This is a genomic window from Desulfonatronum parangueonense (assembly GCF_054656975.1).
This window is the reverse complement of record NZ_BAAHXH010000003.1, coordinates 3,388,459-3,412,301: the sequence shown is the minus strand read 5'-3', so window position 1 is coordinate 3,412,301 and position 23,843 is coordinate 3,388,459. Positions and strand designations below refer to the sequence as shown.

The window sequence follows — 23,843 nt, the reverse complement described above, 5'->3', positions numbered from 1 at the left end:
CCTGGCAAGGATCACGGTTTCTCCTGAACAGCGACGTTCGGGGCGGACATGGAAAAGAGCGGGGGCGGAAGTTCCGCGAGGTCGCGAATCATGGCCACCAGGATTTGCACGCAGGCCAGACCGGCGCTCACGGGCACGGAAGCAAAGGGAAAGAACATGGTCATCCCGAAGATCGTGGCAAACTGGGAAGCCCCGGCCTGAGTCATGCCGATACCGTAGATGGTCAGGAACAAAAAAAAGGAAAAGCCCACCAGGTCCAGCAGGGCGCGAAACCATTTCTGGAGCTTTTGCGGAAAAAAGCGAAACAGGATGTCCAGGCCGATATGCTCCCGGCGGTAGGCGCCCACTGGAATTGCCAGCAGAGCGGCCCAGATCATTACGTACCGCGAAAGCTCCTCGGTCCAGATACCTCCGGAGCCGATAAAATAGCGCGTGACCACGCCCCACCAGATGATGACGACCATGGCGGCCACCAGCAACGCGCAAACCCGCTCCGTGACCCAATTCAACAAGGCCCCGAAACGATCAATGGCGACAGCGGTCTGGTGGAACATGAGCACGTAAGGAAATGACGGCCGGAATGAATTGTAGTGTGGCGGTATTGCGAAAGGTTCATTTCAAACAACAATAATTCGTGGATGTACTTACGCATTTTGAAAATGACGTCAAGACAGAAACCAAACTGCGGCCCATACATAATCTGACGGCCAAGACATCCATGCCGGTCAATTGAACATTTTTCGAGTTCAGGGTAACAATTGCCGGAGGAAGCTGGGGACGCCAGGCTCCGACACACGTACTTGCGGATAATCAAATCCAAACATCATCCGACCAGCAGAGGGAGCGACGCATGGACGACGCAACGCGACGAAACGGCATGTACCACGATCTGGAACAGGAACCCGAAGAGCAGCGCCGGGAGCGCAAGTGGCGGGAGGCGGTGGAACTGGTCCGTCAGGCCTGGACTTCATCCCCGGCGTTCAAATCCAGACTGGAGAGCGCGGGAATGAATCCGGAGGATCTGCGATCCGCACAGGACTGGCCGCGCATTCCGATGCTGCGCAAGAAACAGTTGATCGACCTGCAGCGCTCCGGACCACGTCTGGGCGGCCTGCTGACCACGGATCTGGGAGATCTGCAGCGGCTCTACTTTTCTCCCGGTCCCATCGCCGACCCTGAAGGCCGCGGCAAGGACTTCTGGGGCTGGACCGAGGCCTTTCACGCCGCTGGATTCCGAAAGTCGGACCTGGTGCAGATGACCTTCGGCTATCACCTCACTCCGGCCGGCCTGATGCTCGAGGAACCGCTGCGCGAACTGGGTTGCGCCGTGATTCCCGCAGGACCCGGTAATACCATGCAGCAGGTGGAGATCATGACCTCCTGGCCGGTGACCGGATTTGTGGGCATGGCCAGTTTTCTGAAGATTATCCGGGACAAGGCAGTGAGCCAGGGCAGAAATCCCCGCGCGGACTTTCACTTGCGTACCGCCTTCGTGGCCGCGGAACGGCTTACCGAGGCCGTGCGCGAGGATCTGGAAACAAGTTTCGGCATGCTGGTCCGCCAGGGTTACGGCACCGCGGATCTCGGCTGCATCGCCTACGAATGTCCGGACCTGGGAGGAATGCACCTTTCTTCCCGCTGCCTGCTGGAAATCTGCGATCCGAAAACCGGCGAACCGCTTCCGGCCGGGGAAATCGGTGAAGTGGTGGTCACCCCGTTCAACCCGGTGTACCCGCTGATCCGCTTCGCCACGGGCGATCTCTCCCGGTTGGTCACCCAACCCTGCGCCTGCGGACGCACGGCGCCCAAGCTGGCCGGCATCCTGGGACGGGCAGACGACACGGCCAAGGTCAAGGGCCAGTTCATCTACCCCCATCAGGTGGCCCAGGTAATGTGCCGCTTCCCCCAGGTTGTCCGCTGGCAGGTGGTGGTTACCAACCCCAAGGGCAAGGATCGTCTGGAACTCCGCCTGGAAATCGCCGACAATGTCGACCTTGCGATCGTACAGGCCGCTTTTCAGGATGGATTGAAGCTCAGGCCGGAGATCTGCGTACTGGCTGGATCGGAAGGGCTTTCCGAGAATGCGCCGGCCATGGTGGACGAACGAAGATACGAAGACGCATAAGCATATTCATCGAGCGTTGCGTCAAATGCAACAAAAAAAAGGCACGCCGATGGGCGTGCCTTTTCAGCGTCGTATGAACGCTTGAATTCAGTTTAACATGAAGAACAGGATCCGCTGCAACCGCCGCCACCGCCGCCACCCAAATTGACAGCGGAACTGACGGCAAATCCGTAGGGGGTCATGTCCACCTTGATGCCGCCGGAATTTTTGAGAAGTTCCTGTTCAATGACAAACTTGTACCCATCAACCTCATGCACGCTGTCGGAATCCTTCTGCTCATCCAGAGCAAGAGCAAGCTTTGGACCGCCTCAGCCGGGCGCCATATAGACACGAATCGGCGAGGTGTCCTTGTCCTGGAAATAACTATCCAACTGCTGCTTCGCAGACAATGTCAGTTCGAACATACAATCTTACCTCCAAGTGAAATATTGTGTTCAACAGCTTAGATAAATACACCACTTTGCTTTGTCAAACATCGGAACCAAAACGTAACGCCAATCCGTTATGAAGGCTGAAAAAATCGCAGCCGCAACGCATTGCTGACCACGGAGACGGAACTCATGGCCATGGCCCCGCCGGCGATCATCGGGCTGAGGGTCGGCCCGCCGAAAGCATAGAGCAGGCCGGCAGCCACGGGAATGCCCATGACATTGTAGGCAAAGGCCCAGAACAGGTTCTGCTTGATGTTGCGAACCACTGCCCGGCTCAGGGTCAAGGCCGTGATCAGGCCGTTGAGATTGCCGCTCATCAGCACCATGTCCCCGGACTCCATGGCCACGTCAATGCCCGTGCCCATGGCAATGCCCAGATCCGCCTTGGCCAGGGCCGGCGCGTCGTTGACCCCGTCTCCGACCATGGCCACCTTGAGACCCTGCGCCTGCAGCTCATCGACCATCTCCTCCTTGTTTTCCGGCAGCACTTCCGCCCGGACCTCGTCAATGCCCGCCTGCAGGGCGATGGCTCCTGCCGTGCGGGCATTGTCTCCGGTAAGCATCACAACCCGCAGGCCCATGGCTTTCAGATCCGCGACCACCTGCCCCGCCTCCGGCTTGATGCGGTCCGCCACAGCCAGAATGCCCGCGGCCACCCCGTCCACGGCCACCAGCAACGGGGTTTTGCCCTCACCGGCCAGTCTGTCCCGGGTCTCCCCGAGCACGGCCGCACCACGTCCGTCGACGGCATTGCCTTCAAACAGCTTGTCGTTTCCCAATAGCAGCGTCCGTCCATCCACCAGGGCCCGAATGCCCTGCCCCGGCACATAGACGAAATTTTCAGCTTGCGGCGCCTGGAGCCCGCGTTCCTCCGCCGAACGGACCACGGCCGCTGCCAGCGGATGCTCGGATTTGGCTTCCGCCCCGGCTGCCAGACGCAGCAATTCATCTTCCGGCATGGATTGTCCGGGAAGCAGGATGATGTCCGTCACCGCCGGCCGGCCTTCAGTCAAGGTGCCTGTCTTGTCCAGAATCACGGCCTGGATACCTCTGGCCGTCTCCAGGGCTTCCCCGCCCTTGATCAACACCCCGAGTTGCGCGCCGCGTCCGGTGCCGACCATGATCGCCGTGGGCGTGGCCAGCCCCAGGGCGCAGGGACAGGCGATGACCAAAACCGTGATGAAAATGCGCAGGGCAAAGGTAAAGGGTTCGTTGCCGACAAAATACCAGGCCAATCCTGATACTACGGCAATAACGATCACTGTTGGCACGAAGTACAGACTGAGCTGGTCCACAAGTCTGGCAATGGGCGCCTTGGAGCCCTGCGCCTCCTGGACCAGCCGAATGATCCGCGCCAGCACCGTGTCCTTGCCGACGCGCTCCGCGGTCATGGTGATGGAGCCGTGACCGTTGAGGGTGCCGCCGATCAACTGATCGCCCTCCTTTTTGGCCACGGGAAAACTCTCGCCGGTGAGCATGGATTCATCCACGCTGGACTGACCTTCCGTCATCCGACCGTCCGCGGGAATACGTTCCCCGGGCTTGACCAGAAGCACGTCGCCAGGGCGGATCTGTTCCAGGGGAATGCTCTCAGGGCGTCCGTCCCGAATGCGGGTGGCCGTGTTGGGGGTCAAGGCCATCAACTGCCGAATGGCGTCCGAAGTGCGGGCCTTGGAACGGGTTTCCAGATATTTGCCGAGCAGGACCAGGGTGATGATCACGGCTCCGGACTCAAAATAGAGGTCCATGGCCCGAGACATTGCATCATGGCCAAGAGCGATTTCCACAAGGTTCCAGATGCTGTAGATCACGGCGGCGCCGGTGCCCACGGCAATCAGGGAATCCATGTTCGGAACCCGTTTCCATAAATTTGGAAACCCGCGCAGGTAGAACTCCCGTCCGGCCCAGACCACGGGCACGGTGAGCAGGAACTGGGTCAAGGCAAAGGAGAGTGGAGCATGATGTGGACTGAGAAAACCCGGCATGGGCAGTCCCACCATTTCCCCCATGGAAACAATGAACAAGGGTACGGAAAAGAATGTGGCCAGCAGGAGTTTCAGGCGCAAGGCGGCAAGGCGTTCCGTCATTTCTTTGCGTTGGGCGTCCACGAGAGAATCCGGACCGGATTCCAGCGGAAAAGCCTCGTACCCGGCATCCTGGATGGCCTCCAGAATGGCCTGAAGATTGACCTTTTCCGGTCGGAAGCGTACCTGAGCCGTTTCAGATGCAAGATTCACGGTGGCCTCTTCCACACCATCCAGGGAACTGATCGCGCTTTCCACTCGGCGCACGCATGCAGCGCATGTCATGTCCCTGATGTTCAGTCCCATAAGACCGTCATCGGTTTTGGAACGCAGACCGTACCCGGCCTCTTCCACCGCGGAGACGATTTTTTCCGGCTGGAGAGCTTCCGGATCCCACTCCACGGACATGGTTTCCGTGGCCAGGTTCACCGAAACGGTGCGCACGCCGGGCAACTCGGACACGGCATTTTCCACCCTGCGTACGCAGGCGGCGCAGGTCATACCCTGGACGGCATATTCGGATCTGCGATTTTGCTGTGCGTCAAGACGCACCTCGGGCTCGGGAATCATGCGAAGCTCACCTCCATGCGTGACGCATCCATCCGCAAGAGCAATTTCTTCGCGACGGATTGCGCCCAACGGTTTCGAAGTGTAGTGATTTTCTGCCCTGATTTGGATATTGTCGGCTTTGGCTTCCGTTTGACAGCCCCAGGCTACCAGCCTGTGATCACGGCGACGTCCATGGTCAAGGTCCTTTTTGAGTACGTTTTTTCTCCGTCATTGTGAATCTTTTGCCGCCGGTTTCGGCCAAATCATGCTTTGCAAAGGAGAGACGACATGCGGGTTGGAGTGCCCAAGGAGATCAAGGCCCAGGAACGCAGGGTGGGGTTGTTCCCCTCCGGGGTGAAGGCGCTGGTGGAACATGGACACCAGGTGGTGGTGGAATCAGGCGCCGGCGACGGTTGCGGCGCCTCGGACGACGTCTACCGTTCCCAGGGCGCCCGGATCGGAACAGCCGAGGAAGCCTGGAGTCAGGAACTCGTGGTCAAGGTCAAGGAACCCCTGGGCCAGGAATACAGGCATCTGCGGGAAGATCTGTGCCTGTTCACCTACCTGCATCTGGCCGCTGACAAGCCCCTGACCGACGCACTGGTCCGCTCCGGGTGCGTGGCCATTGCTTATGAAACCGTGCAGCTGCCGGACAACAGCCTGCCGCTGCTGGCGCCCATGTCCGAAATCGCGGGCCGGATGTCCGTAACCAAGGCCACCGAAATGCTCTGCCACAACAATGGAGGCTGCGGTGTGTTTTTGGGCGGGGTGACCGGAACCCTGCCGGCCCGGGTGATTGTCATCGGCGCGGGCATTTCCGGAGCCGGCGCGGCCCAGATGGCCGTCGGTCTGGGAGCGGACGTGCTGGTCCTGGATGTGGACATGGCCAAGCTCTATCGCCTGTATCACCATCTCAACCAGCAGATCAAAACCCTGTTCTCCAACGCCATGAACATCGAGGACCAGGTGATCAAGGCGGATGTGGTCATCAGTTGCGTGCTCATCCCCGGCGCATCGGCGCCGAAATTGATCACCAGGCAACTACTGGATGCCATGAAGCCCGGAGCGGTGATCATGGACATCGCCATCGATCAGGGCGGCACCACGGATCTTTCCCGGCCGACCACCCATGACAGTCCTTGCCTTCAGGTGGGCAACGGGGTCAACCTCTATTGCGTCTCGAACATGCCCGGCGCCTACCCCCGAACCGCTTCCGAATCCCTGACCAACGCCACGCTGCGGTATGTGCTGCAGTTGGCCGACAAGGGCTGGAACAGGGCCTGTCGGGAAGATCCGGCCTTGGGGCGAGGCCTGAACGTGGTTGGCGGCAAGGTCGTCTACAAGGCCGTGGCCGAGGCCTGCGGCTATGTCTGGAAAGAATTGTAATAAACTACTCAGAAAAAAACGAACTGGATACCCGCCTTCGCGGGTATGACTGATCCGGAGACGGAATAAAACAAGTCATTCCCGCGAAGGCGGGAATTCAGGGCATGCTTGCCACAGATTTGTGAAAAACCAACCTCTGCCCGCTCTGAAGCTGAGCCGTTATGAATTATAAGCTCATTCGTCGAGAAGAGATGAATCAATTACTGCTCATCGCCGCAGCTCGCTTCTTTGGAAATAAGGTATCTGATTTCGTGCTCGATTGGAGGTGAAACATGACCAGATCAACCACCCACCCCCGCGGAAAAGTTTTGTTGCAGGCTGAAGAGGTCCGAAGGACCATGGAACGTCTGGCCTATGAAGTCATCGAACGTCATGGTGAAGGCGCCCCCTTGGCTTTGATCGGCATCCAGCGCCGCGGGGTGGAATTGGCCAAGCGCCTCAAGAGCGTTCTGGAAAGTCGATTCGGGTCCGAGATCCCCTTGGGCAGCCTGGACATCAATCTCTACCGGGACGACTGGACCAATATGGACAGCCAGCCCCAGATCCACAAAACGCAGATTCCCTTCAACGTGGACGATCGCGAAATCATCATGGTGGACGACGTGCTGTTCACTGGGCGGACCATCCGCGCGGCTTTGGAGGCGATACTGGACTACGGTCGACCGAAACGGGTGGAGCTCCTGGTTCTCGTGGACCGCGGCCACCGTGAATTGCCCATTCATGCGGATTATGTCGGCAAGAAAGTGAATACATCCCAACATGAAAAAGTGGATGTTTTCGTGCGAGAACAGGACGGCGAGGACGTCGTGGTCCTGAACGGACAGACGTAGCCTTTCGGATTGCTATCACATATATTCCGGACCGGGTCGAGTGCCTGGACCAGTTGCATAAAAAAACCGGCCGGACTTGTCACAAGTCCGGCCGGTTCGTGAATCAAATTCCGTTTCGGGCAGTACTACCAGCCGCGCTGTCTTCCACCGCCACCGCCACCAGAACGACCGCCACCGGAGCGGCCTCCTCTTCCTCCACCTTCATACCGATCACCGCCACCGCGAGGACGATCTTCACGGGGTCGGGCGATGTTCACCGTCAGTGGACGGCCCTCGAAATCTTTGCCGTGAAATTGCTCAATGGCCTTTTGCGCATCATCCGTCGAGTTCATCTCGACAAACGCAAAACCTTTGGAGCGGCCTGTGTCGCGGTCTTTGATCAAGGCGACTGACTGCACCGCGCCTGCTTCCGCGAAAAGTGAGTGCAGGGCATCTTCGGTGACTGAATAGGAAAGGTTGCCAACGTACAGTTTGTTTTCCATGCGAGAATCTCCAGTTAACGTTTGACCGCTTTCTACTGAGGCCGGTCGCCCGAATTCGGGCCAATTCAGGTAATGTCCTTTCCAACATGCCAAAAAGCCAAGAAGATCGGAAAACAAACGCACGATGATCTTCCGTCCTCATTTCCGGCTACTTGAAAATCAAAAAAGGCACAAGTGGCAGAAGTGCAGCTCGGCCCGTAGCGACGGGAGTTGCCGGAATCTGGGACAGATAAAATCTAAACATAAAAAGGCCGGAAGCAAGCTTCCGGCCTTTAAATAAGTCCTCTCGAAGAGGAACTTGAAATCTGGCGGGGCCGACGGGACTTGAACCCGCGCCCTCCGACGTGACAGGCCGGCGTTATAACCAGCTTAACTACGGCCCCGCATGGTAATGGTGGGCGGAACAGGGATCGAACCTGTGACCCTCGGCTTGTAAGGCCGATGCTCTCCCAGCTGAGCTATCCGCCCATCCCGCCCTGAAGGATTTGGTGTATAGTCAAAACCCGACCATGTTGTCAATAAAATCTTCGCAACAGGAAAAAAATATTTTCCTTCGCTACGAGCCACAGCAAAATCATAACCGCCGCCAAGTTCGCAAGAAAAAAATAGCAAGCCATACCTAATCCAAATCCAAATCCAAATCCAAATCGAAATCGAAATCGAAATCGAAAAAATATCTTCCCCCCTCACTCGACAGATCGTTCTGGATTCTGTTCATTTGTAAATGTTCAGCTTATCCGGGTAAAAACGGACTGGATACCCGCCTTCGCGGGTATGACTGATCGGAGATGTCATTGAAAAAAACAAGTCATTCCCGCGAAGGCGGGAATCCAAGAGATTGCCACAAGTTCTTGAAAAACTACCTTTTCCCGCCCAAGCTGAGTAGTTACCTTTCAGGATGAAATTAAGATCGATTTCGATTGCGATTGCGATTGCGATTTCGACAAAGAATGGGGGTCGCGATATGACCCCTCGTGCCTTGCGGGGGATGAGCAACTCGCATAGGTTGCGGTTTTTTTATCGCCGCAACCATAATAATCATGTCCCATCTCCCGCAACGCACCAGGCTGCTCGTGCTCGGACTGGATGGTTTGCCCTTCAGCACGGCTATCCGGTTATGCCGAGAAGGGCGCCTGCCCAATCTGGCGCGGATCGCCTTGACGACCGAAGCCCGTTCCTTCCAGGCAGAGCTTCCGGAGTTGTCACCCGTGAACTGGACCTCGTTTTTCACCGCTGCCGGACCGGAGGAGCATGGGATTTACGGCTTCACCAGCCTCGACCCGCACAGTTACGCCTTGCGCTTTGCCGACTTCACCCAGATCCGCGTCAGAACGATTTTCGACCGGCTGGGCGACCGTGGCCTGACCAGTCGAGTGGTCAACCTGCCCAATACCTATCCGGTCAAACCCCTCAAAGGCATGCTGGTGGCAGGATTCGTGGCCCATGAAATGAGCCGGGCGGCGTTTCCTCCGTTTCTGGCCCACCAGCTCCGCGCGGTGGGCTATATGCTGGAGGCCGACACAAGCCGCGGGGGCAAAGACCCGCAATATCTGCTGACAATGCTGGACGCTGCCCTTCGTGGACGCAGGGCGGCCCTGGACCTGCTCTGGCCGGATCTGGCCTGGGATCTGTTTGTATTCGTTCTGACGGAAACGGATCGCCTTGGCCATTTCCTCTTTCCGGCCTTGGAAGATCTCGGTCATCCCCAGCGGGATGCATGCCTGGCCTTCATGCGTCGTTGGGACGACCTGATCGGTCACGTGCTGGATCGGTTTGACCGTCTTCCAGAACCGAAACGACTCATTGCCCTGGCCGATCACGGCTTTACGAGCCTGACCGTCGAAGTTGATCTCAATGCCTGGCTGCGCCAACAGGGATACCTCACCCTGGACGCACCGCCGGATCACGAACTGGACTGCTCGAACATCAGTCCCCGGAGTCGGGCCTTTGCCCTGGACCCGAGCCGAATTTATCTGCATACTCCCCGCTTCAGCCGGGGACGTGTTTCCCCTGCTGAAGCGCCGGGACTGCGTGAATCCGTCCGCGCCGGCCTTCTTGACCTGCAATGGCATGGGGAGCCGGTCATCGCCGAGGTCCTGCGGGCGGAAGAGCTGTATCCCGACCTGCGGGAGAAATCTTTCCCCTCCGCCTTGGCGACCCACGACCCCGCCATCCCGGACCTGGTCTGCGTGCCCCGCAAGGGCTTTTCATTGCGGGCCAAGTTCGACCAGACCGCCATATTCGGCCGGGCCGATCGTCAGGGCTGCCATACCCGGGATGATGCCTTCTTTTATGATTCCAAAGGAACGCGACCCCAGAGGGTTCGGGATGTGGGCCGAACCGTGCTGGAACATTTCAACGCCTTGGATTCGGTCATTCTAACTGCTCAATAAACTTGATGTCCATTGATTTTGAAAAACAACTCAATCCCGCCCAGTGGCAGGCAGTTCGTGCCCCCCATGGACCGCTTCTGGTCATTGCCGGGGCCGGCAGCGGCAAAACGCGCACCATTGCCTACCGCCTGGCCTATCTTGTCCAGAACGGCGTTGCTCCGGAAAACATCCTGCTGCTCACCTTCACCCGTAAGGCAGCCCAGGAAATGCTTTTTCGGGCCTCCAATCTGATCGGCCAGGAACTTGGCGGTGTGGCCGGCGGCACATTCCATTCCTTTGCCGGCTCGATCCTGCGACGTTATGCCCCGGTGCTGGGGTATCCGGACCGGTTCACGATCATGGACGGCCCAGACATGGGCGAAATCCTGGGACAGGTTCGCGCTGAACTGGGAGTGGGCAAGGGAGACAAGGCGTTCCCGAAAAAGAAGACCATTCTGGGCCTGATCAGCAAATCCCGGAACAAGGAAATCGACCTGGCGATGCTTCTGGAGCGCGAATCCCCGCACATGCTGCATTACGCCGAGGACATGATCCGCATCGCCCATACCTATGCGGAATTCAAGCTGCGGCACGGATTGATGGATTACGACGACCTGCTGTTCAATCTGGAACGTTTGCTTCTGGAGCGAGAAGACCTGGCGGAATTCTTGCGCATACGCCACAACCACGTGATGGTGGACGAATTCCAGGACACGAATAAGGTGCAGGCTCGACTGGTCCGGCAGGTGGCCGGCGACGGCCGGGGAGTGATGGCCGTGGGCGACGATGCCCAGTCCATCTATGCCTTTCGCGGGGCCGAAGTTCGCAACATCCTGGCCTTTCCGGAAACCTTCCCGAACACGACCATCGTCCGGCTGGAAGAAAACTACCGCTCCGCCCAGCCCATCCTGGAATTGACCAACGCCTTGCTGCGGAACGCGACCACGAAGTTCGACAAGAATCTTTTCTCCCGCCGGACGGAAGGCCACAAGCCCCAACTGATCAACACGGTCAGCGACCAGACCCAGGCCAAGGTGGTGGTGGATAAAATCCTGGAGCTTTCCCAGCATTGCCGCTTGCGGGACATTGCCGTGCTTTTCCGGGCCGGATACCAGTCCTATCCCGTGGAAATGCTCCTGAACAAGATCGGCCTGCGCTTTCGCAAGTACGGCGGCCTGAAGTTCACCGATGCCGCGCATGTCAAGGACGTGCTGGCCTACCTGCGGCTGATCGTGAATCCGGCCGACCTGCCGGCCTGGCAACGGGCAGTGGCCCACGTCAAAGGCATGGGGCCCAAGACCTGCAACAGCTTTTGCCAGGCCCTGCTGGAAGGGGAGCAGAACCAGATCGCCCGGACCGCCAAGAAATTCCCGGACGTGGCCGCGGCCTTCGGTCTGATCAATGCCCTGCGCCAGGAGAAGCCCGCTCCCACCGCTGCCTTGCAGCGCATTCTGGAGTTCTACGCGCCGCTCTTCCAGGATCGCTATCCGGACGATTATCCCCGCCGCCAGGCCGGACTGGATCAACTGCTCCAGATAGCCTCCGGATTTCATGACCTGGACGCCTTTTTGGCCGAACTGACCCTGGAAAGCCCGGAGGAGGGCCGGGAAGAGGATTGCGACGTCGAGGACCACGTGGTCCTGTCCACCGTGCACTCGGCCAAAGGCCTGGAGTGGTCCGCCGTCCTGGTCATTGACTTGGTCAACGGACGATTCCCCTCCCGCCATGCCATGGAGAACAGCGACGATCTGGAAGAAGAGCGTCGCCTGCTCTACGTGGCCTGTACCCGGGCCAGGGACTACCTTGGTCTGTTCGTCCCTTCCTCGGTCTACAACCGGTTCATGGGCGGCAGTGAGCCGGCCCAGCCCAGCCTCTTTGTCAGCGAACTGCAACTGTCCTGCTATGAGGAATTGCGGGAAAACTACCTCGGCCAGGTCAAGCCGCGCACACCGCTCCCGGCGCGGGAGTCGCGGAAGCCGCGGCAGTCCAGCGACAGGCCCGGCACGCCGTCTCGCTCGGTTCCCCCCTCACCTCCCGTCGCCGCCTCGCACAGAAAAAACACCTTCGGCCATTGCCGTCACAAGATCTTCGGTCGCGGCAAAATCGTCGAGTTCCTCCCCCCCAACCGCTACCGCATCAACTTCCCCGGCTTCGGCCTGAAGATCATCATGGTTGATTTTTTGACCATGGAGGACTGAAATGGGAGCCTCAACACCCTAGCCGATAACGACCCAGCCCATCTCTGCCGAAATGAACATGTCTGGGAGATTCTAAATTGTGATGACGGTAATTACTCAGTGAAATGCAGTTGCAGAGTTTGGCTTCAGAATCGGGGTCGGAATCGGTATCGGGGTCGGTATCGGAAGTGAATCCATGTGAGGCATTCCCAATGCTTTCGAAACCGATTCCGATTCCGATTACCTGAGAGGAAGAGCGGTAACTGCTCAAAAAGATCGGGCGACGGGGTTTCCTGTGCAAGGATTCACATTGATGCGGAGTTTCGTGACCAAGTCTACGGAGGCCATGCTCCAGCCGGAAATTTGCCTTAGTGCATTACACCGTTGCCGCACTGGGGTGCGGCGCTCCCAGGATTTATCCGTTAATTGCCACAAGTTTTTGAGCAGTTACGAAGAGCGCAGACAGATCGTGCTCTGAATAAAGTTACTCTGGCCGATTGAAAAACAAAGGGCAAAGCGCGAAATGTCTTACCGTGAGCTGACCCTGACTGACTCAGGATGGGCAGGAAACTTGATGACGCTCTCAACTCCTTTCGATGGCTCTACCGGACGCGACGTCTGGAAACCGGCAACGGGATATACCGTACTGCCGGCAATGTTGTTGCGTCTGGATCAGGGCAATGGTTCCGATCAGGATCTGGGCGAAAAAGCAATCGATGAATCGAGAACGGACGATGAACGGGCACTGCGCTGTCGCAACTGCGGATTGGTGGTCACGAAGGATGAGAACCGCATTTCAGTGAACGGGCGTCACGATCACGTCTTTTTCAATCCCCATGGCCATGTCTTTGAGGTCGGCTGCTTTGGGCAGGCCCCCGGAGCGACTCCCCTGGGCCCAAGCAGCGCGGAGTTTTCCTGGTTTTCCGAATGTACTTGGCAAATTGCCCTTTGCAATCGTTGTCGCAATCATCTGGGATGGTTTTTTGCCGGCCCGAATGGCTTGTTTTTCGCCCTGATTCTGGATCAGCTGACCAAGGAAGGATAGTGCGCTGTTTTTTCGGATTGCCTCTGCCGGCGCCATACCAGGAAGCCCTGGAGGCGCTCATCCGCAACTTGAAACCGGGGCTGCGTTCCAAAATATCCTGGACCAGGCCGGACAATTGGCATTTGACGTTGAAATTTCTGGGGGAAGTTTCCCCTGAAAAGCTGGAATCCCTGTTGGGATCTTTTCAGGCTCCCCTGGGCGAGTCCTTCACCTTGCAGGGACAGGGAGGAGGTTTTTTTCCGGACCGGCGACGCCCCCGTGTCGTATGGGTGGGCGTGGGGCAAGGAATGATCGCCGTCCAGGATCTGGCTGCTGAAACCAATCGAAGATGCGCCACCCAGGGCTTTGTCCCTGAAAGCCGCCCCTTTCAGCCCCATCTGACCGTGGCCCGCATCAGGCAAGCCCTGGATGACCCATGGGCAAGCCTGCTGTCGGAGTTGCAGGGAGTCTCCTGGCCGGAAATCAGGATGGATAGGGTCGTGCTATGGCAAAGCCGGCTGACTCCGGTCGGTCCATGCTATCAGCCTTTGGCCGAATTCGAACTTCAGCCGGCGAATGATCAGGTTCCATGAGACGAACAGCGGAAATTGGAGTAAACTCGGCGCTACAGATAGTCCCCGCGATTGAACTTGATTCTCTCGGTGACCGCCATGACTTCCAGTTCGTCAAGCATGCCCCGCAACTCCGGTCCCAGAGGCTGTGCTGATCCCTGCTGTGGCCAGTTGGCTTTCAAGGTTCCAATCTCCTCGGAAATCTCTTCAAGAATGCCGTTGGCGTTCCGCAGCCCTTGAGGATCAGCGGACAACTGGTGGGCATAATTTTCCCACCTTGAAAGCAGATTGTCGAAGGTGTCCATGGCTTTGCTCTGGAATGCCGGCGCATTTTCAACAGGAAACAGCATTTGCGTCGGCGTGAGGTGCATTGGGGACATGGGGCCTGACGGCTGCGACACGGCGGAAGACGGGGAATCCTGAGGCGATGCTCCGCTTCTCGAAGCACGGAAGAGAAGATCTTCAAAGCGTTCGCCATTCTTGTTCACCTTGCGGGCATCCCGTTCCGCATCTGCCTTGAGAGCCGAAATTTGTTCGGGATTGATTTTCATTGGCATACTCCTGGTGACGGTGAAATCCGGCTGCTATCCGCTTTGCAATTAAATTGCCAATATTACTGCTGCTGGTCAAGCCGGATCAACCCAGGGGCATCCAAAGCACCATGAGTTGTTGACCGTAAAGGATTTGCAGCATTGCGCCCAGGCTGAGAAACGGGCCAAAGGGAATCCTGGTCTGCATGCCTTGATGGGCATTTTTTGCCATATACCCCAAGCTTGCAGCCAGTGCGGTGAATGCGGCCAGAAAAATCATCATCGGCAACCCCTGCCAGCCCACCAGGGCTCCGAGCATGAGCATCAGCTTGATGTCTCCCGTGCCCAGTCCTTCCACTCCCCGCAGTAGATAATACCCTTTCTGCAGCAGCCAGAACGCTCCGGCGCCGAACAGGGCGCCCAGCAGGGAATCCTGCCAGGACACGTCCGCCAGGAGAAACGAGCCACCAAACGCGAGCAGCGCTCCGGGGAAGGTGAAGACGTCCGGCAGGATGTACTCCTGAAAGTCGATAAAGCTCATGATGATCAGCAGTCCGCCTGCCGCCATGTACACGAGCCATGCCCAGCCGAAACCGAACTGCAAGGCCAAAAGCAGGGCCCACAGCCCGGAAACCGCCTCGACCAGTGGATAGCGCCAGGAAATGCCCTCGCCGCAGGAGCGGCAACGTCCCCGTAGCAAAAGAAAGCTGAACAGAGGGATGTTCTCCCACCAGGACAGCCCATGCCTGCACTTGGGACAGTGCGATGCCGGGAGGATCACGGACTGTCCTGTCAGATACCGGTGAACGCAGACATTGTAAAAACTTCCCAGCAGCAGCCCCAGGGTCAGGGAAAGCAGCGGAAACACGGAGAGCAAGGGAGTCACTTTTGTGAGGGCAAGTATTTATCTGGAACGCCGGACGGCGAGGGAAAGCCTCTACGGCACCAGGGGCGCGACAGGCAGCCCCTGATCCGGGGCCAGCCCGAGCATCAGATTGGCATTGGCCAGAGCCTGGCCGGAGGCGCCGCGGCAGAGGTTGTCGATGGTGCTGACGATGAGCAGGCGTTTGGTGCGTTGATCCACCAGCAGGCCCAGATCACAGTACATGGTTCCGCGGACGAATCGCGTTTCCGGCCAGACGCCCGGCGTCTGGATGCGCACCCAGCGGACATCGAGGGGCGTCTGGGCATAAAAATCCTGGTAGAGTGCATGCACATCTTCAGTGGAAGGAGAGCTTGTCAGCCGTGCGTAGATTGTGGAAAGAATTCCCCTGCCGATGGGCAGCAGATGGGGAGTGAAGGAAAGCTGAACCTGCTTGCCTGACAACACGCCGATTTCCTGTTCCATTTCGGGAGTGTGACGGTGTTTCCCGAGGCTGTAGGCCCGGAAATTATCCTGCACTTCGCAAAAAAGGGTCGCCGTGGATGGCTTGCGCCCCGCGCCGGTGGCTCCGGACTTGCTGTCCACGAGGATATCCTCGGGGTCCACCAGCCCGTGGCGCAAAGCCGGCGCCAAGGCCAGCAGCACGCTGGTGGGATAGCAACCGGGATTGGCCACGAGATTGGCTGCGGCGATCTCCTTGCCGTAAAGTTCCGGCAAGCCGTACACGGCATGTTCCAGCAAGGCGGCATGGCGGTGGTCCAGGTTGTACCACTGAGAATACGTCCCTGGATCGCGAAGGCGAAAATCCGCGCTCAGATCCACGACCCGAACATCTCTCTGCACCAGGTCCGCGGCCAGATCCATGGCCGTTCCATGGGGTACGGCCAGAAAAACAAGCTTGCAGGTCTGAGCCAGGTCCTGCGTATCCGGCGCGGTAACCACAAGTTCCGCCAGCCCGGTTCCGTGCAGATGGGGCAGGATTTGCCCCAACTTCTTGCCTGCCTCGGTCCGACTGGTGGCCCGGACCAGTTCCATCTCCGGATGTGCGGCCAGCAACCGGCACAGTTCCATGCCGGTATAACCGGCCACGCCTACAAGTCCGACGGGAATGCGTTGCATTGGTTTCCTTCTGGAGGGTGTTGGTTGTCAGGACGACTTGCGAACGAAATGCATGCGCAATTCGAAAAGCATGTCCTTGAGCAGCTTGGATTCTTCAAAATCGAGATTGCCTTTGGTCTTTTCCTCAAGCATGGCCAGGATATCGATGGTGTGTTTGGCCAGGGAAATATTGACCGCTGTATTTCCATTGTCCGGATCCGGAACCTCCCCCAGGTGAACCAGGGCGGAGGAACTCAAGGAGAGTACGAACGTGGAAAAACAGACATGGGGCATGAAGCATTCCTGGAATGCCCCCCGTTGAGCTTGATGATCCGCCTGGGCTTGTTCCATAACGGACGGCCCCTGTTCCGTGCCGACGGTTCCATGATCAATGCGGCGGTCAGTAATTCTAGCGTCTCCGGTCATCACACACCTTCCTTCTTGAATATTCTCAGCGCTGTTGCGCCTGCCTTCTCCCGGAGAACAAGCATGGAACGTACCAGTTCATGCTGACACTCCAGGTAAACCCAATGCAATAGATGGCTTTTTGCGCAGATAGTGGCTTTGTGCCATTGCGAATACGTCACGCAACTGCACCGCGACGAGCGGTCACCCGATCATGTTCCGTGGATCAAGCGCCTGCTGGTACGCGGCCAGGCTGATTTCCAAATAATCCCTGCTCCCGGAATGTCCACCGCAGGCCTTGAAGGATTGGCGCAAAGCGTAGATGCCGGCCAGAATATCCGCGTAATCCACATGCCCCATATGGCCAAGCCGAACAATTCGCCCTTTGAGATGATCCTGTCCGCCTGCCATGACCACGCCGTAATCCTGGGCGGCAATCTCCAGCAAGCGTTGGCCGTCCATGCCCTGCGGCAGCAGAATGCTGGTCAATCCCCATGTATAATTTTCTTTGACCAGCAGATCCAGCCCCAAGGCCTGAACGCCGGCACGGGTCATAGAGGTCATGGCCCATTGCTTGCGAAAGACTTCCTCCAGGCCTTGTTGCCGGAACAGTTGCAGGGAAACATCCAGACCATTGAGCAGATTGATGGCTGGAGTGAACAGGGTCTGATTCTTCCTGCAGTTCTCCCGCTCCCGGAGCAGATCAAAATAGCTCACGGCGCTGGGATGGCGTTCCACTACGTCCCAGGCCCGCCGGCTCAAGGCGATGAAGGCCAGTCCAGGCGGCAGCATCAACCCTTTCTGGGAGCCGGTCAGCAGGCAGTCCACCCCCCAGTCGTCCATGGGACAAGGAGAAATGGCCACCGCGGAAATACCGTCCACCACCAGCAGCGTTTCCCGCGCCTTTGTGATTTCCGCGATTTCCCGGATCGGGTGGAGCACGCCGGTGGACGTTTCCGAAGCCTGGACCAACACGCCTCGAATGGATGCGTCATTCTCAAGTTCTTCACGGATTTGTTCCGGTGAAACCGCTGCTCCCCATGGCAGACGGATTACCGACACTTCCAGACCGCGGGACTGGGCGATATCCGCCCAGCGTTGGCCGAATTTTCCGGCATCGACCACCAGCACCCGTTCACCCGGAGCAAAGAGATTCCACAATGCCGCGTTCATGGCCCCGCTACCGGAACAGGTCAGCGGCAGGACCGGCTGACGCGTGCCGAACAGCCACTGTAAGCCTTCCTGAACGCGGTGCAAGACTTCCTTGAAACCCGCCTTGCGATGATGAACCATATCCTGGGCCAGGGCCAACCGCACCTCTTCGGGCAAGGGGGTCGGACCGGGAGTGAGGAGACGAAGTTTATTGCGCATGTTGTTCTTTTTCCTTCATTATTGATATCTGAGCTGCCGATCCTGATGCCAGCACAGAAGCTGGTCCGGCTGCAATTATGTCAGCCAGGATCTATTCAGCCATGCCCCGTGGCCCAGTTGGGTCCGTATCCCCAGTCCACGATCAGGGGGACATCCAGATTGACCACTGTGGCCATCAGGTCGGCGATCCGGGCTCCGGCTTCCCGGCAACTTGCCGTGGGAACCTCCAAAAGAAGTTCGTCATGGACCTGCAAAACCATTCTGGCGCCTAGATCACGCAGGATTTCATCGTGATGCACGCGGATCATGGCCATTTTGATGATGTCCGCCGCCGAGCCCTGGACCACGGTATTGATGGCCATCCGGCGAGCAGTTTGGGCCATGTTGTCGTTGCGGGAATTGATGTCCGGGAGCATCCTGCGCCGTCCGGCCAGGGTGAATACCGCGCCCTGTTCCTTGGCCTGGGCCACGATATGTTCGTAGAAGTCGCGAACCTTCTGCAGCCGCATGAAATACAACGCAATGAATTCCTTCGCTTTCTGAAGACCGATACCCAGGTCCCGGCCGAGTTTCTGGGGGCCCATGCCGTAGAGCAGCCCGAAATTGATGGTCTTGGCCTTGCGACGTTCATCCGCTGTAACCTGCTCCGGATCCTTCACGAAAAGAATGGCCGCCGTACCGGCATGAACGTCAACTCCCCTGGTGAACAGGTCCCGCAGATGAGGGTCTTCGGAAAGATGGGCCAGCACCCGCAGTTCAATCTGGGAATAGTCCGCGCTGATCAGCTGATGCCCTTCCGGCGCGGTGAAACAGGAACGCATCCTCACGCCCAGCGGCCCGCGAATAGGAATGTTCTGAAGATTGGGATTGCTGCTGGACAACCGTCCCGTGGCCACGGCCAACTGGTTGAAGGTGGTATGCACCCGGCCTTGGCGATCCATCAACCTGGGAAGGGGCTCAAGATAGGTGGAACGCAGTTTTTCCAGTTTCCGATACTCCAGGATTTCAGGAACGATGGGATGCTCTCCGGCCAGTTTTTCAAGAATCTCAACGCTGGTGGAACGGCTTCCGCCGGGTGTCTTGCGTCCGGTTTTCAGACCCAGACGCTGGAAAAGGACTTCCGCCAGTTGCTGGCTGGAGCGCAGATTGAATTTCGTTCCGGCCTTCTCGCAAATGGAACAGGAAAGCCGGGCCAGGGTTTCTTGAACCTCATCAAGAAAAGCGCTCAAAGCTTTTTGATCCAGCAGTACGCCGTTGCGTTCCATGTCCACCAATACCGGGATCAGCGGCATTTCCAGCGAGGCGACAAGCTCACTGAATCCGGCCTGCGCCGTGCTGCGCCGCAGGATGACGGCCAGTTGCAGAACCAGTTGAGCAGGGTTGGCCGGCGAGGCTCCCTCGGCAAGTTCATGCTGATATCTGCGTGCCAGAGCAGTCAATCCATAGTCCCGTTCCTCAGGCTGAAGCAGATAGGCCGCCAGGCTGACGTCAAACCGGCGGTCCATGTCAATGCCTGCCCAGGCAGGCTCTGCGGCCAGCAGATCCTTCCAGGAATGCGCCGCAACCAGATCCGAGCCCTTCGCCGCGGCAATCAAGGCATCCATTGGACCGGTCCAGAGCAGTTCGCGGCCATCCATCCCAAGGCCCCACCCATCGGGAATTCGAAAAATGCTGATGGTTTTCCCGGCAAGATCAGGCAGTTCCTTCAACTGCTCGGCACGACCTTGCGCCTCATCATGCTGCGTAAGGGATTCGGGGATGGCCAATCCCACGGACTGCGCCGCCTTGGAAGTGCCAGCCGGTCGAAGAGGCTTTGTCGTTCTCGGTCGAAGCACATCGCCACTGCCGGACGGCTCAGGCGTCAAGGCCAGAACTTCCCGCTCCAGGGAACGAAACTCATAGGTGCGCAGAAAATCCCTGAACGCATCACCTTTGCGTGGTTTGCAAAGGTATTCGGAAATCCGGGCTTCCGGCTGCAGATCCGTACGCAGGCGGGTCAACTCCCGATAAGTGAAGATATTTTCCAGGCTTGGCTCGATTTTCTTCTGTTCCTTGGGCAAAAGGGCCGAAAAATTGTCCCGCAAGGCTTCCAGCGAGGGAAAACGTTGCATCAGGGTCTTGGCTGTCTTGGGGCCGACACCGGGGACACCGGGGATATTGTCGCTGCTGTCGCCCACCAGAGCCTGAAAATCCGGCCACTGTTCCGGATCGAGCCCGTGTTCTTGCCGAAAAGATTCCTTTGTGACCAGCTTCTCGTTTTTCAAGCCTGGATCCCAGAGAAAAACGTTGGTATCCAGACACTGCAGCAGATCCTTGTCCGAGCCGACAATAATCACCGGGCGCTGTGATTTGAACCGGGAGCAGAGGCTGGCAATGAGATCGTCCGCCTCGACGCCATTGGATATCCGTGTCGTCAACCCAAAAAGACGAACGCCTTGCACCAAAGGCTCGATCTGCTGCACCAGCCCCTCCGGCGTGCTCTGACGTTGCGCCTTGTAGGGGGTAAAGAGTTCATGGCGAAAGGTCGCCCCTCTTCCGTCCAGGAAAAACCCGGCGTACTCCGGGTTTTCCTCTCGCTGCAAGCGCAAGAGCAGGCGCAAAACAATGAACAGGGCATTGGTGGGGAAGCCATCCGAGCGTTTCAGGTCCGGAAAGGCGTAGAAGGCCCGATAAAGAAACGACGTTCCGTCGATCAGGAAGATGGGATCCGCATTCAGGTTGAGTCTGGATTTCAAGCTCATAAGTACTCTAAGATTGGACGGGAACGGCAACAGGGCGGACCTTCGAGGGGCACAAACGGTGCAGAATAAAATCCTCCGGCTCTTGATCCCCGATATTTTCCAGCGGGATTTCCGCCCGGGCCATGGTTGCGTGTCCTCCGGCCGAGCCAACGTCACCGAAGAGCTTGGCGGCCAGCTTGCCCATGTCCCGGTGCAGTCCGTCGCCACGGAAAATCAGGATCATGGTATTGTCGCAGATGCCGCAGGTCACGGTCCAGGAAATGCCGTAGAGACGCAGGAAAAAATCGCCAAGTATGACCAGAATGTCCGGGGAATCCAGGCGGCCCATGAACACATGAAGGCAGTGACCGCTCACCCTGAGCTTGCGAAAGGCCAGCGAAAAATATTTCAGCCAGTCCAGCCGGAACTCGCTGCGCGTGATCTTGCGCAGCAGGTTGTGGTTGCCGAACTTGCTCAAGTATCGAAAGGCACGCACGTCGATATCGGAAAACGAACGTTCAAAACTTTGGGTATCGGTTTTGATGCCGTAGAGCAAAGCCGTAGCCAGCAGTTCACCGGGCCGGATCTTCAGGTTGTAAAGATACTCCGTGAGCATGGTGCTGGTGGCGCCGTAACCCGGCTGGATATCCTTGAACTCCGCTTCCACGGGATTTTCCGGAACCAGTGGGTGATGATCGATGACCACGGAAAATGCATACTCCCGGAAAGCCGGATGATGGTGCGGCTGGGAATCCACCAGGGCGAACCGATCGTATTGCGCGGCCAGGTTCGGCGTCAGGCGCTGCGTCGGAATGCGCAGGGACTTGATCATGGTCAGATTGTCGGGACGCGAAATCTCGTTCACCTGGGCACAGTCCACAGCAGCCACTTTTCTGGTCATGATCCGGCGCAGGGCCTGAGCTGACGCCAGCGCGTCGGGGTCAGCGTTCATCATGATCAGCCAGCGATCCGATTTGCGCCATAATCCGCTCAGCACCTCCAGCTTGGCTTCCAGTGAACGAAAATAGCCCATTTCAATTCCTCCCCTTCAACCAGAGCGGCAACCCGGCCACAATCAGCGTGACTTCGTCCGCAAGAGCGGCCACCTGCTGGTTGAGCAGACCCAAGGAACGGACAAAAGACCGAGTCTGCGGAGATGTTTGAATCGGTCCGAAACCGATTTCGGAGCTGACCAGGATTATATGCGTGGTGGACGTCGCAACGCGCAGACACTCCAGCAGGCTTTCGCGAAGCGACTCCTCCTGATCAGCCTGGATGCAGGAGAAAAGCCAGAAGTCCAGGCTGTCCACCAGAATCGCCGCATGATTTGGAATTTCCTGCGCCAGGATGGCGGGCAGGTCGATGTCCGCCTCCCGGGCCGGCAAATGGGCGGGGCGATCACGGCGATGCTCCCGGATGCGCCGTCGCATTTCCAGGTCCTGGGCTCTGGCCGTACCGACAAACAGGCGCGGCTCTGGGGCTTGCAGCAGATGGTGCAGTGCCCATCCGGATTTGCCGGATTTTTCACCGCCAAGAATCAGGGTGATCATTTGCGGGACCTATCAAGGCTAGAAGGATGTCGAGTGATTCCATAAAGTCTTTGGGGTTGAACACTTCAACCATCAATACGCAGTCCCGGTGGACCTGACGCAGGATTTCCCGCAGGAGGGTCAATCCACGTTCATCCAGTTTTCGCAACGAATGATGCTCTCCGTGTGGCCCTGGCGCACAAAGATGAAGCATCCGCACATGGGGCCAGACTCCGGGAATTTTGTGCGTCTCTTGGCCATAGGCGAGCAGGTGGCCCAAATCAAGACAAATACCCAGCTTGAACGATTGAATCAATGGCCACAAGACGATCAAATCATTTTCCCTGATATTCTCCAAGAGCAGATTTCGCGCTTGTGCCCCTGATTGCAGCCAATACTTCGCAATAGTCTCCAATGGTTCGAGCACATTCTTTTGCAGGGATTGTATTCCCTCCAGGGAGGGGGGATGAAGAACAGCCCCCCAGGGATTGAGAAACTCCGCTTTCTTTATGAGACCGCCAATAATGTGCCACACATGATCCGGCCCGTTGTGCCATGGCAGGTCCAAAGGCAAATGGATATGAAACCGCAGTCCCGTCTTTCCAAGAAATTCCGGCAGGTCGAGGTCGGTATAGGCCAGACAGGTTTGCGATTCCAGGAAAAGCAGGCCGACTTCATCGACAATTTTCCTGAGACGAAGGCAGTTGCCGGCGATGTGCTCCGGCCAGACAAAGGACGGAGCGGCAATTATTGCTCGCATTATGGCAGGATGTTCCTGCTTTTCAGAAATGAGCGAACTGACACAAAAACTGCCGGTTTGTTTACCTGTCATGGCGTATGGCTGATTGACACAAGGAATATTTTACAGCAATAGATTCCTTGCGCAAGTTTTGATGAGCAAGAAATGGCACATACGTTGCAGATGTATACAGAGATCAAAATCTACATGTAGTTCGTCACTGAAACGAAAGGCCATTCGGGAATGCGCAAAGTTCGTATCATTTTTCAACATTATTTCAACCCCTTGCACGTCTACTGCAGGTTGCGGGAGATCGGCGTCGGCACCTGCACGGCTCAAAAGGTCTGTACCATCTACGAACGTCTCATCTACCGTGCCTTGCGTTTTTTCTAGTTCCAGCTGCATCTTTCTGACAGATCAAACTTCCTCTTCGCTTCCTTTCCTGTTGCACTCAGTTCGGACATGGGTTTTGGTTGCTTTTTTTTGCCCAATCGACCCTATGCTGACATTTACCTGATTTTCTCACAATAGAGAATCAACACGTTGTTGAGATAAATCCAATCCTTCTCAGGCATTGCATATTGAGCATTTGGACA

At 57.5% G+C, this 23,843-nt stretch carries 22 protein-coding genes and 2 tRNA genes; 9 read left to right on the top strand and 15 right to left on the bottom strand.

The window, feature by feature from the left end; genetic code table 11:
- Positions 1 to 11 precede the first annotated feature (11 nt).
- A complete protein-coding gene (locus ACYQ15_RS15360) occupies positions 12 to 554 on the bottom strand; it encodes a TRAP transporter small permease (protein WP_459938379.1) in 543 nt (180 codons plus the stop codon).
- A gap of 296 nt (positions 555 to 850) precedes the next feature.
- Between ACYQ15_RS15360 and ACYQ15_RS15355 the strand changes: the two genes are divergently transcribed.
- Positions 851 to 2,125: a phenylacetate--CoA ligase family protein gene (locus ACYQ15_RS15355; protein ID WP_459938378.1), complete on the top strand. Its 1,275-nt coding sequence runs from the start codon at positions 851 to 853 to the stop codon at positions 2,123 to 2,125.
- Positions 2,126 to 2,217: 92 nt separating this feature from the next.
- Here ACYQ15_RS15355 and ACYQ15_RS15350 read toward each other — a convergent pair whose 3' ends face one another.
- Together ACYQ15_RS15350 and ACYQ15_RS15345 are read right to left on the bottom strand one after the other, a co-directional pair.
- Complete coding sequence (locus ACYQ15_RS15350) at positions 2,218 to 2,529, bottom strand: IscA/HesB family protein (protein WP_459938377.1); 312 nt, start codon at positions 2,527 to 2,529, stop codon at positions 2,218 to 2,220.
- A gap of 98 nt (positions 2,530 to 2,627) precedes the next feature.
- Positions 2,628 to 5,150 (bottom strand): heavy metal translocating P-type ATPase, encoded by a 2,523-nt coding sequence (locus ACYQ15_RS15345; protein WP_459938376.1) that lies wholly within the window; start codon positions 5,148 to 5,150, stop codon positions 2,628 to 2,630.
- Positions 5,151 to 5,165: 15 nt separating this feature from the next.
- Between ACYQ15_RS15345 and ACYQ15_RS15340 the strand changes: the two genes are divergently transcribed.
- From ACYQ15_RS15340 to pyrR, 3 genes are all read left to right on the top strand, one after another.
- A complete protein-coding gene (locus ACYQ15_RS15340; RefSeq protein WP_459938375.1) occupies positions 5,166 to 5,366 on the top strand; it encodes a hypothetical protein in 201 nt (66 codons plus the stop codon).
- 51 nt (positions 5,367 to 5,417) lie between these two features.
- Positions 5,418 to 6,515, top strand: a complete 1,098-nt coding sequence (ald, locus tag ACYQ15_RS15335) for an alanine dehydrogenase (protein ID WP_459938374.1) — start codon at positions 5,418 to 5,420, stop codon at positions 6,513 to 6,515.
- A 272-nt stretch (positions 6,516 to 6,787) separates the two neighbouring features.
- The gene (gene pyrR / locus ACYQ15_RS15330; protein ID WP_459938373.1) at positions 6,788 to 7,345 is read left to right on the top strand and encodes a bifunctional pyr operon transcriptional regulator/uracil phosphoribosyltransferase PyrR; all 558 of its coding nucleotides are present in this window, start codon (positions 6,788 to 6,790) and stop codon (positions 7,343 to 7,345) included.
- A 125-nt stretch (positions 7,346 to 7,470) separates the two neighbouring features.
- On the opposite strand, the gene ACYQ15_RS15325 is transcribed toward pyrR, so the two are convergent.
- The 3 genes from ACYQ15_RS15325 to ACYQ15_RS15315 form a co-directional block, all read right to left on the bottom strand.
- Complete coding sequence (locus ACYQ15_RS15325) at positions 7,471 to 7,827, bottom strand: RNA-binding regulator (RefSeq protein ID WP_459938372.1); 357 nt, start codon at positions 7,825 to 7,827, stop codon at positions 7,471 to 7,473.
- Between the two features lie 306 nt (positions 7,828 to 8,133).
- Positions 8,134 to 8,210 (bottom strand) — tRNA-Asp (locus ACYQ15_RS15320).
- Positions 8,211 to 8,219: 9 nt separating this feature from the next.
- A tRNA-Val gene (locus ACYQ15_RS15315) sits at positions 8,220 to 8,295 on the bottom strand.
- Positions 8,296 to 8,867: 572 nt separating this feature from the next.
- Here ACYQ15_RS15315 and ACYQ15_RS15310 point away from each other — a divergent pair.
- The 4 genes from ACYQ15_RS15310 to thpR all read left to right on the top strand — a co-directional run bounded on the left by ACYQ15_RS15310 (position 8,868) and on the right by thpR (position 13,993).
- Positions 8,868 to 10,220: an alkaline phosphatase family protein gene (locus ACYQ15_RS15310; RefSeq protein ID WP_459938371.1), complete on the top strand. Its 1,353-nt coding sequence runs from the start codon at positions 8,868 to 8,870 to the stop codon at positions 10,218 to 10,220.
- Between the two features lie 5 nt (positions 10,221 to 10,225).
- A complete protein-coding gene (locus ACYQ15_RS15305) occupies positions 10,226 to 12,397 on the top strand; it encodes an ATP-dependent helicase (protein WP_459938370.1) in 2,172 nt (723 codons plus the stop codon).
- Positions 12,398 to 12,950: 553 nt separating this feature from the next.
- Entirely contained in the window at positions 12,951 to 13,421 is a 471-nt protein-coding gene (locus ACYQ15_RS15300; RefSeq protein WP_459938369.1) for a cereblon family protein, read from the top strand.
- Positions 13,421 to 13,993 carry an RNA 2',3'-cyclic phosphodiesterase gene (gene thpR, locus ACYQ15_RS15295; RefSeq protein WP_459938368.1) on the top strand — a complete coding sequence of 191 codons (573 nt, stop codon included), beginning with the start codon at positions 13,421 to 13,423 and terminating at the stop codon, positions 13,991 to 13,993. Before ACYQ15_RS15300 ends, thpR begins: the two co-directional genes overlap by 1 nt.
- A 32-nt stretch (positions 13,994 to 14,025) precedes the next feature.
- Here the strand turns inward: thpR and ACYQ15_RS15290 are convergent, their stop codons facing one another.
- From ACYQ15_RS15290 to cbiR, 9 genes are all read right to left on the bottom strand, one after another.
- Positions 14,026 to 14,523, bottom strand: coding sequence for a hypothetical protein (locus ACYQ15_RS15290; RefSeq protein ID WP_459938367.1), 498 nt, complete (start codon positions 14,521 to 14,523; stop codon positions 14,026 to 14,028).
- Positions 14,524 to 14,608: 85 nt separating this feature from the next.
- Positions 14,609 to 15,370 carry a prepilin peptidase gene (locus tag ACYQ15_RS15285; RefSeq protein ID WP_459939601.1) on the bottom strand — a complete coding sequence of 254 codons (762 nt, stop codon included), beginning with the start codon at positions 15,368 to 15,370 and terminating at the stop codon, positions 14,609 to 14,611.
- Between the two features lie 69 nt (positions 15,371 to 15,439).
- Positions 15,440 to 16,504, bottom strand: coding sequence for an N-acetyl-gamma-glutamyl-phosphate reductase (argC, locus tag ACYQ15_RS15280; protein ID WP_459938366.1), 1,065 nt, complete (start codon positions 16,502 to 16,504; stop codon positions 15,440 to 15,442).
- Positions 16,505 to 16,531: 27 nt separating this feature from the next.
- On the bottom strand, positions 16,532 to 16,834 hold the full coding sequence (locus ACYQ15_RS15275) for a DUF1844 domain-containing protein (RefSeq protein WP_459939600.1): 303 nt from the start codon (positions 16,832 to 16,834) through the stop codon (positions 16,532 to 16,534).
- 258 nt (positions 16,835 to 17,092) lie between these two features.
- Positions 17,093 to 18,259: a pyridoxal-phosphate-dependent aminotransferase family protein gene (locus ACYQ15_RS15270; RefSeq protein ID WP_459938365.1), complete on the bottom strand. Its 1,167-nt coding sequence runs from the start codon at positions 18,257 to 18,259 to the stop codon at positions 17,093 to 17,095.
- A gap of 95 nt (positions 18,260 to 18,354) precedes the next feature.
- Positions 18,355 to 21,000, bottom strand: a complete 2,646-nt coding sequence (gene polA, locus ACYQ15_RS15265) for a DNA polymerase I (RefSeq protein ID WP_459938364.1) — start codon at positions 20,998 to 21,000, stop codon at positions 18,355 to 18,357.
- A 7-nt stretch (positions 21,001 to 21,007) separates the two neighbouring features.
- Positions 21,008 to 22,012 (bottom strand): DHH family phosphoesterase, encoded by a 1,005-nt coding sequence (locus ACYQ15_RS15260; protein ID WP_459938363.1) that lies wholly within the window; start codon positions 22,010 to 22,012, stop codon positions 21,008 to 21,010.
- A gap of 1 nt (position 22,013) precedes the next feature.
- Positions 22,014 to 22,529: a bifunctional adenosylcobinamide kinase/adenosylcobinamide-phosphate guanylyltransferase gene (locus ACYQ15_RS15255; RefSeq protein ID WP_459938362.1), complete on the bottom strand. Its 516-nt coding sequence runs from the start codon at positions 22,527 to 22,529 to the stop codon at positions 22,014 to 22,016.
- Positions 22,504 to 23,268 carry a cobamide remodeling phosphodiesterase CbiR gene (cbiR, locus tag ACYQ15_RS15250; RefSeq protein WP_459938361.1) on the bottom strand — a complete coding sequence of 255 codons (765 nt, stop codon included), beginning with the start codon at positions 23,266 to 23,268 and terminating at the stop codon, positions 22,504 to 22,506. The genes ACYQ15_RS15255 and cbiR overlap by 26 nt, the downstream gene beginning before the upstream one ends.
- 222 nt (positions 23,269 to 23,490) lie before the next feature.
- Between cbiR and ACYQ15_RS15245 the strand changes: the two genes are divergently transcribed.
- Positions 23,491 to 23,640, top strand: a complete 150-nt coding sequence (locus ACYQ15_RS15245) for a hypothetical protein (protein ID WP_459938360.1) — start codon at positions 23,491 to 23,493, stop codon at positions 23,638 to 23,640.
- The last annotated feature ends 203 nt before the right edge of the window (positions 23,641 to 23,843 follow it).

Coding starts and splice junctions, on each gene's coding strand:
- ACYQ15_RS15360 (WP_459938379.1), bottom strand. CDS start 554: ATGTTCCACCAGACCGCTGTCGCCATTGATCGTTTCGGGGCCTTGTTG.
- ACYQ15_RS15355 (WP_459938378.1), top strand. CDS start 851: ATGGACGACGCAACGCGACGAAACGGCATGTACCACGATCTGGAACAG.
- ACYQ15_RS15345 (WP_459938376.1), bottom strand. CDS start 5,150: ATGATTCCCGAGCCCGAGGTGCGTCTTGACGCACAGCAAAATCGCAGA.
- ACYQ15_RS15340 (WP_459938375.1), top strand. CDS start 5,166: ATGCGTGACGCATCCATCCGCAAGAGCAATTTCTTCGCGACGGATTGC.
- ald (WP_459938374.1), top strand. CDS start 5,418: ATGCGGGTTGGAGTGCCCAAGGAGATCAAGGCCCAGGAACGCAGGGTG.
- pyrR (WP_459938373.1), top strand. CDS start 6,788: ATGACCAGATCAACCACCCACCCCCGCGGAAAAGTTTTGTTGCAGGCT.
- ACYQ15_RS15325 (WP_459938372.1), bottom strand. CDS start 7,827: ATGGAAAACAAACTGTACGTTGGCAACCTTTCCTATTCAGTCACCGAA.
- ACYQ15_RS15310 (WP_459938371.1), top strand. CDS start 8,868: ATGTCCCATCTCCCGCAACGCACCAGGCTGCTCGTGCTCGGACTGGAT.
- ACYQ15_RS15305 (WP_459938370.1), top strand. CDS start 10,226: ATGTCCATTGATTTTGAAAAACAACTCAATCCCGCCCAGTGGCAGGCA.
- ACYQ15_RS15300 (WP_459938369.1), top strand. CDS start 12,951: ATGACGCTCTCAACTCCTTTCGATGGCTCTACCGGACGCGACGTCTGG.
- ACYQ15_RS15290 (WP_459938367.1), bottom strand. CDS start 14,523: ATGAAAATCAATCCCGAACAAATTTCGGCTCTCAAGGCAGATGCGGAA.
- argC (WP_459938366.1), bottom strand. CDS start 16,504: ATGCAACGCATTCCCGTCGGACTTGTAGGCGTGGCCGGTTATACCGGC.
- ACYQ15_RS15275 (WP_459939600.1), bottom strand. CDS start 16,834: ATGGAACAAGCCCAGGCGGATCATCAAGCTCAACGGGGGGCATTCCAG.
- ACYQ15_RS15270 (WP_459938365.1), bottom strand. CDS start 18,259: ATGCGCAATAAACTTCGTCTCCTCACTCCCGGTCCGACCCCCTTGCCC.
- polA (WP_459938364.1), bottom strand. CDS start 21,000: ATGAGCTTGAAATCCAGACTCAACCTGAATGCGGATCCCATCTTCCTG.
- ACYQ15_RS15260 (WP_459938363.1), bottom strand. CDS start 22,012: ATGGGCTATTTTCGTTCACTGGAAGCCAAGCTGGAGGTGCTGAGCGGA.
- ACYQ15_RS15255 (WP_459938362.1), bottom strand. CDS start 22,529: ATGATCACCCTGATTCTTGGCGGTGAAAAATCCGGCAAATCCGGATGG.
- cbiR (WP_459938361.1), bottom strand. CDS start 23,268: ATGCGAGCAATAATTGCCGCTCCGTCCTTTGTCTGGCCGGAGCACATC.
- ACYQ15_RS15245 (WP_459938360.1), top strand. CDS start 23,491: ATGCGCAAAGTTCGTATCATTTTTCAACATTATTTCAACCCCTTGCAC.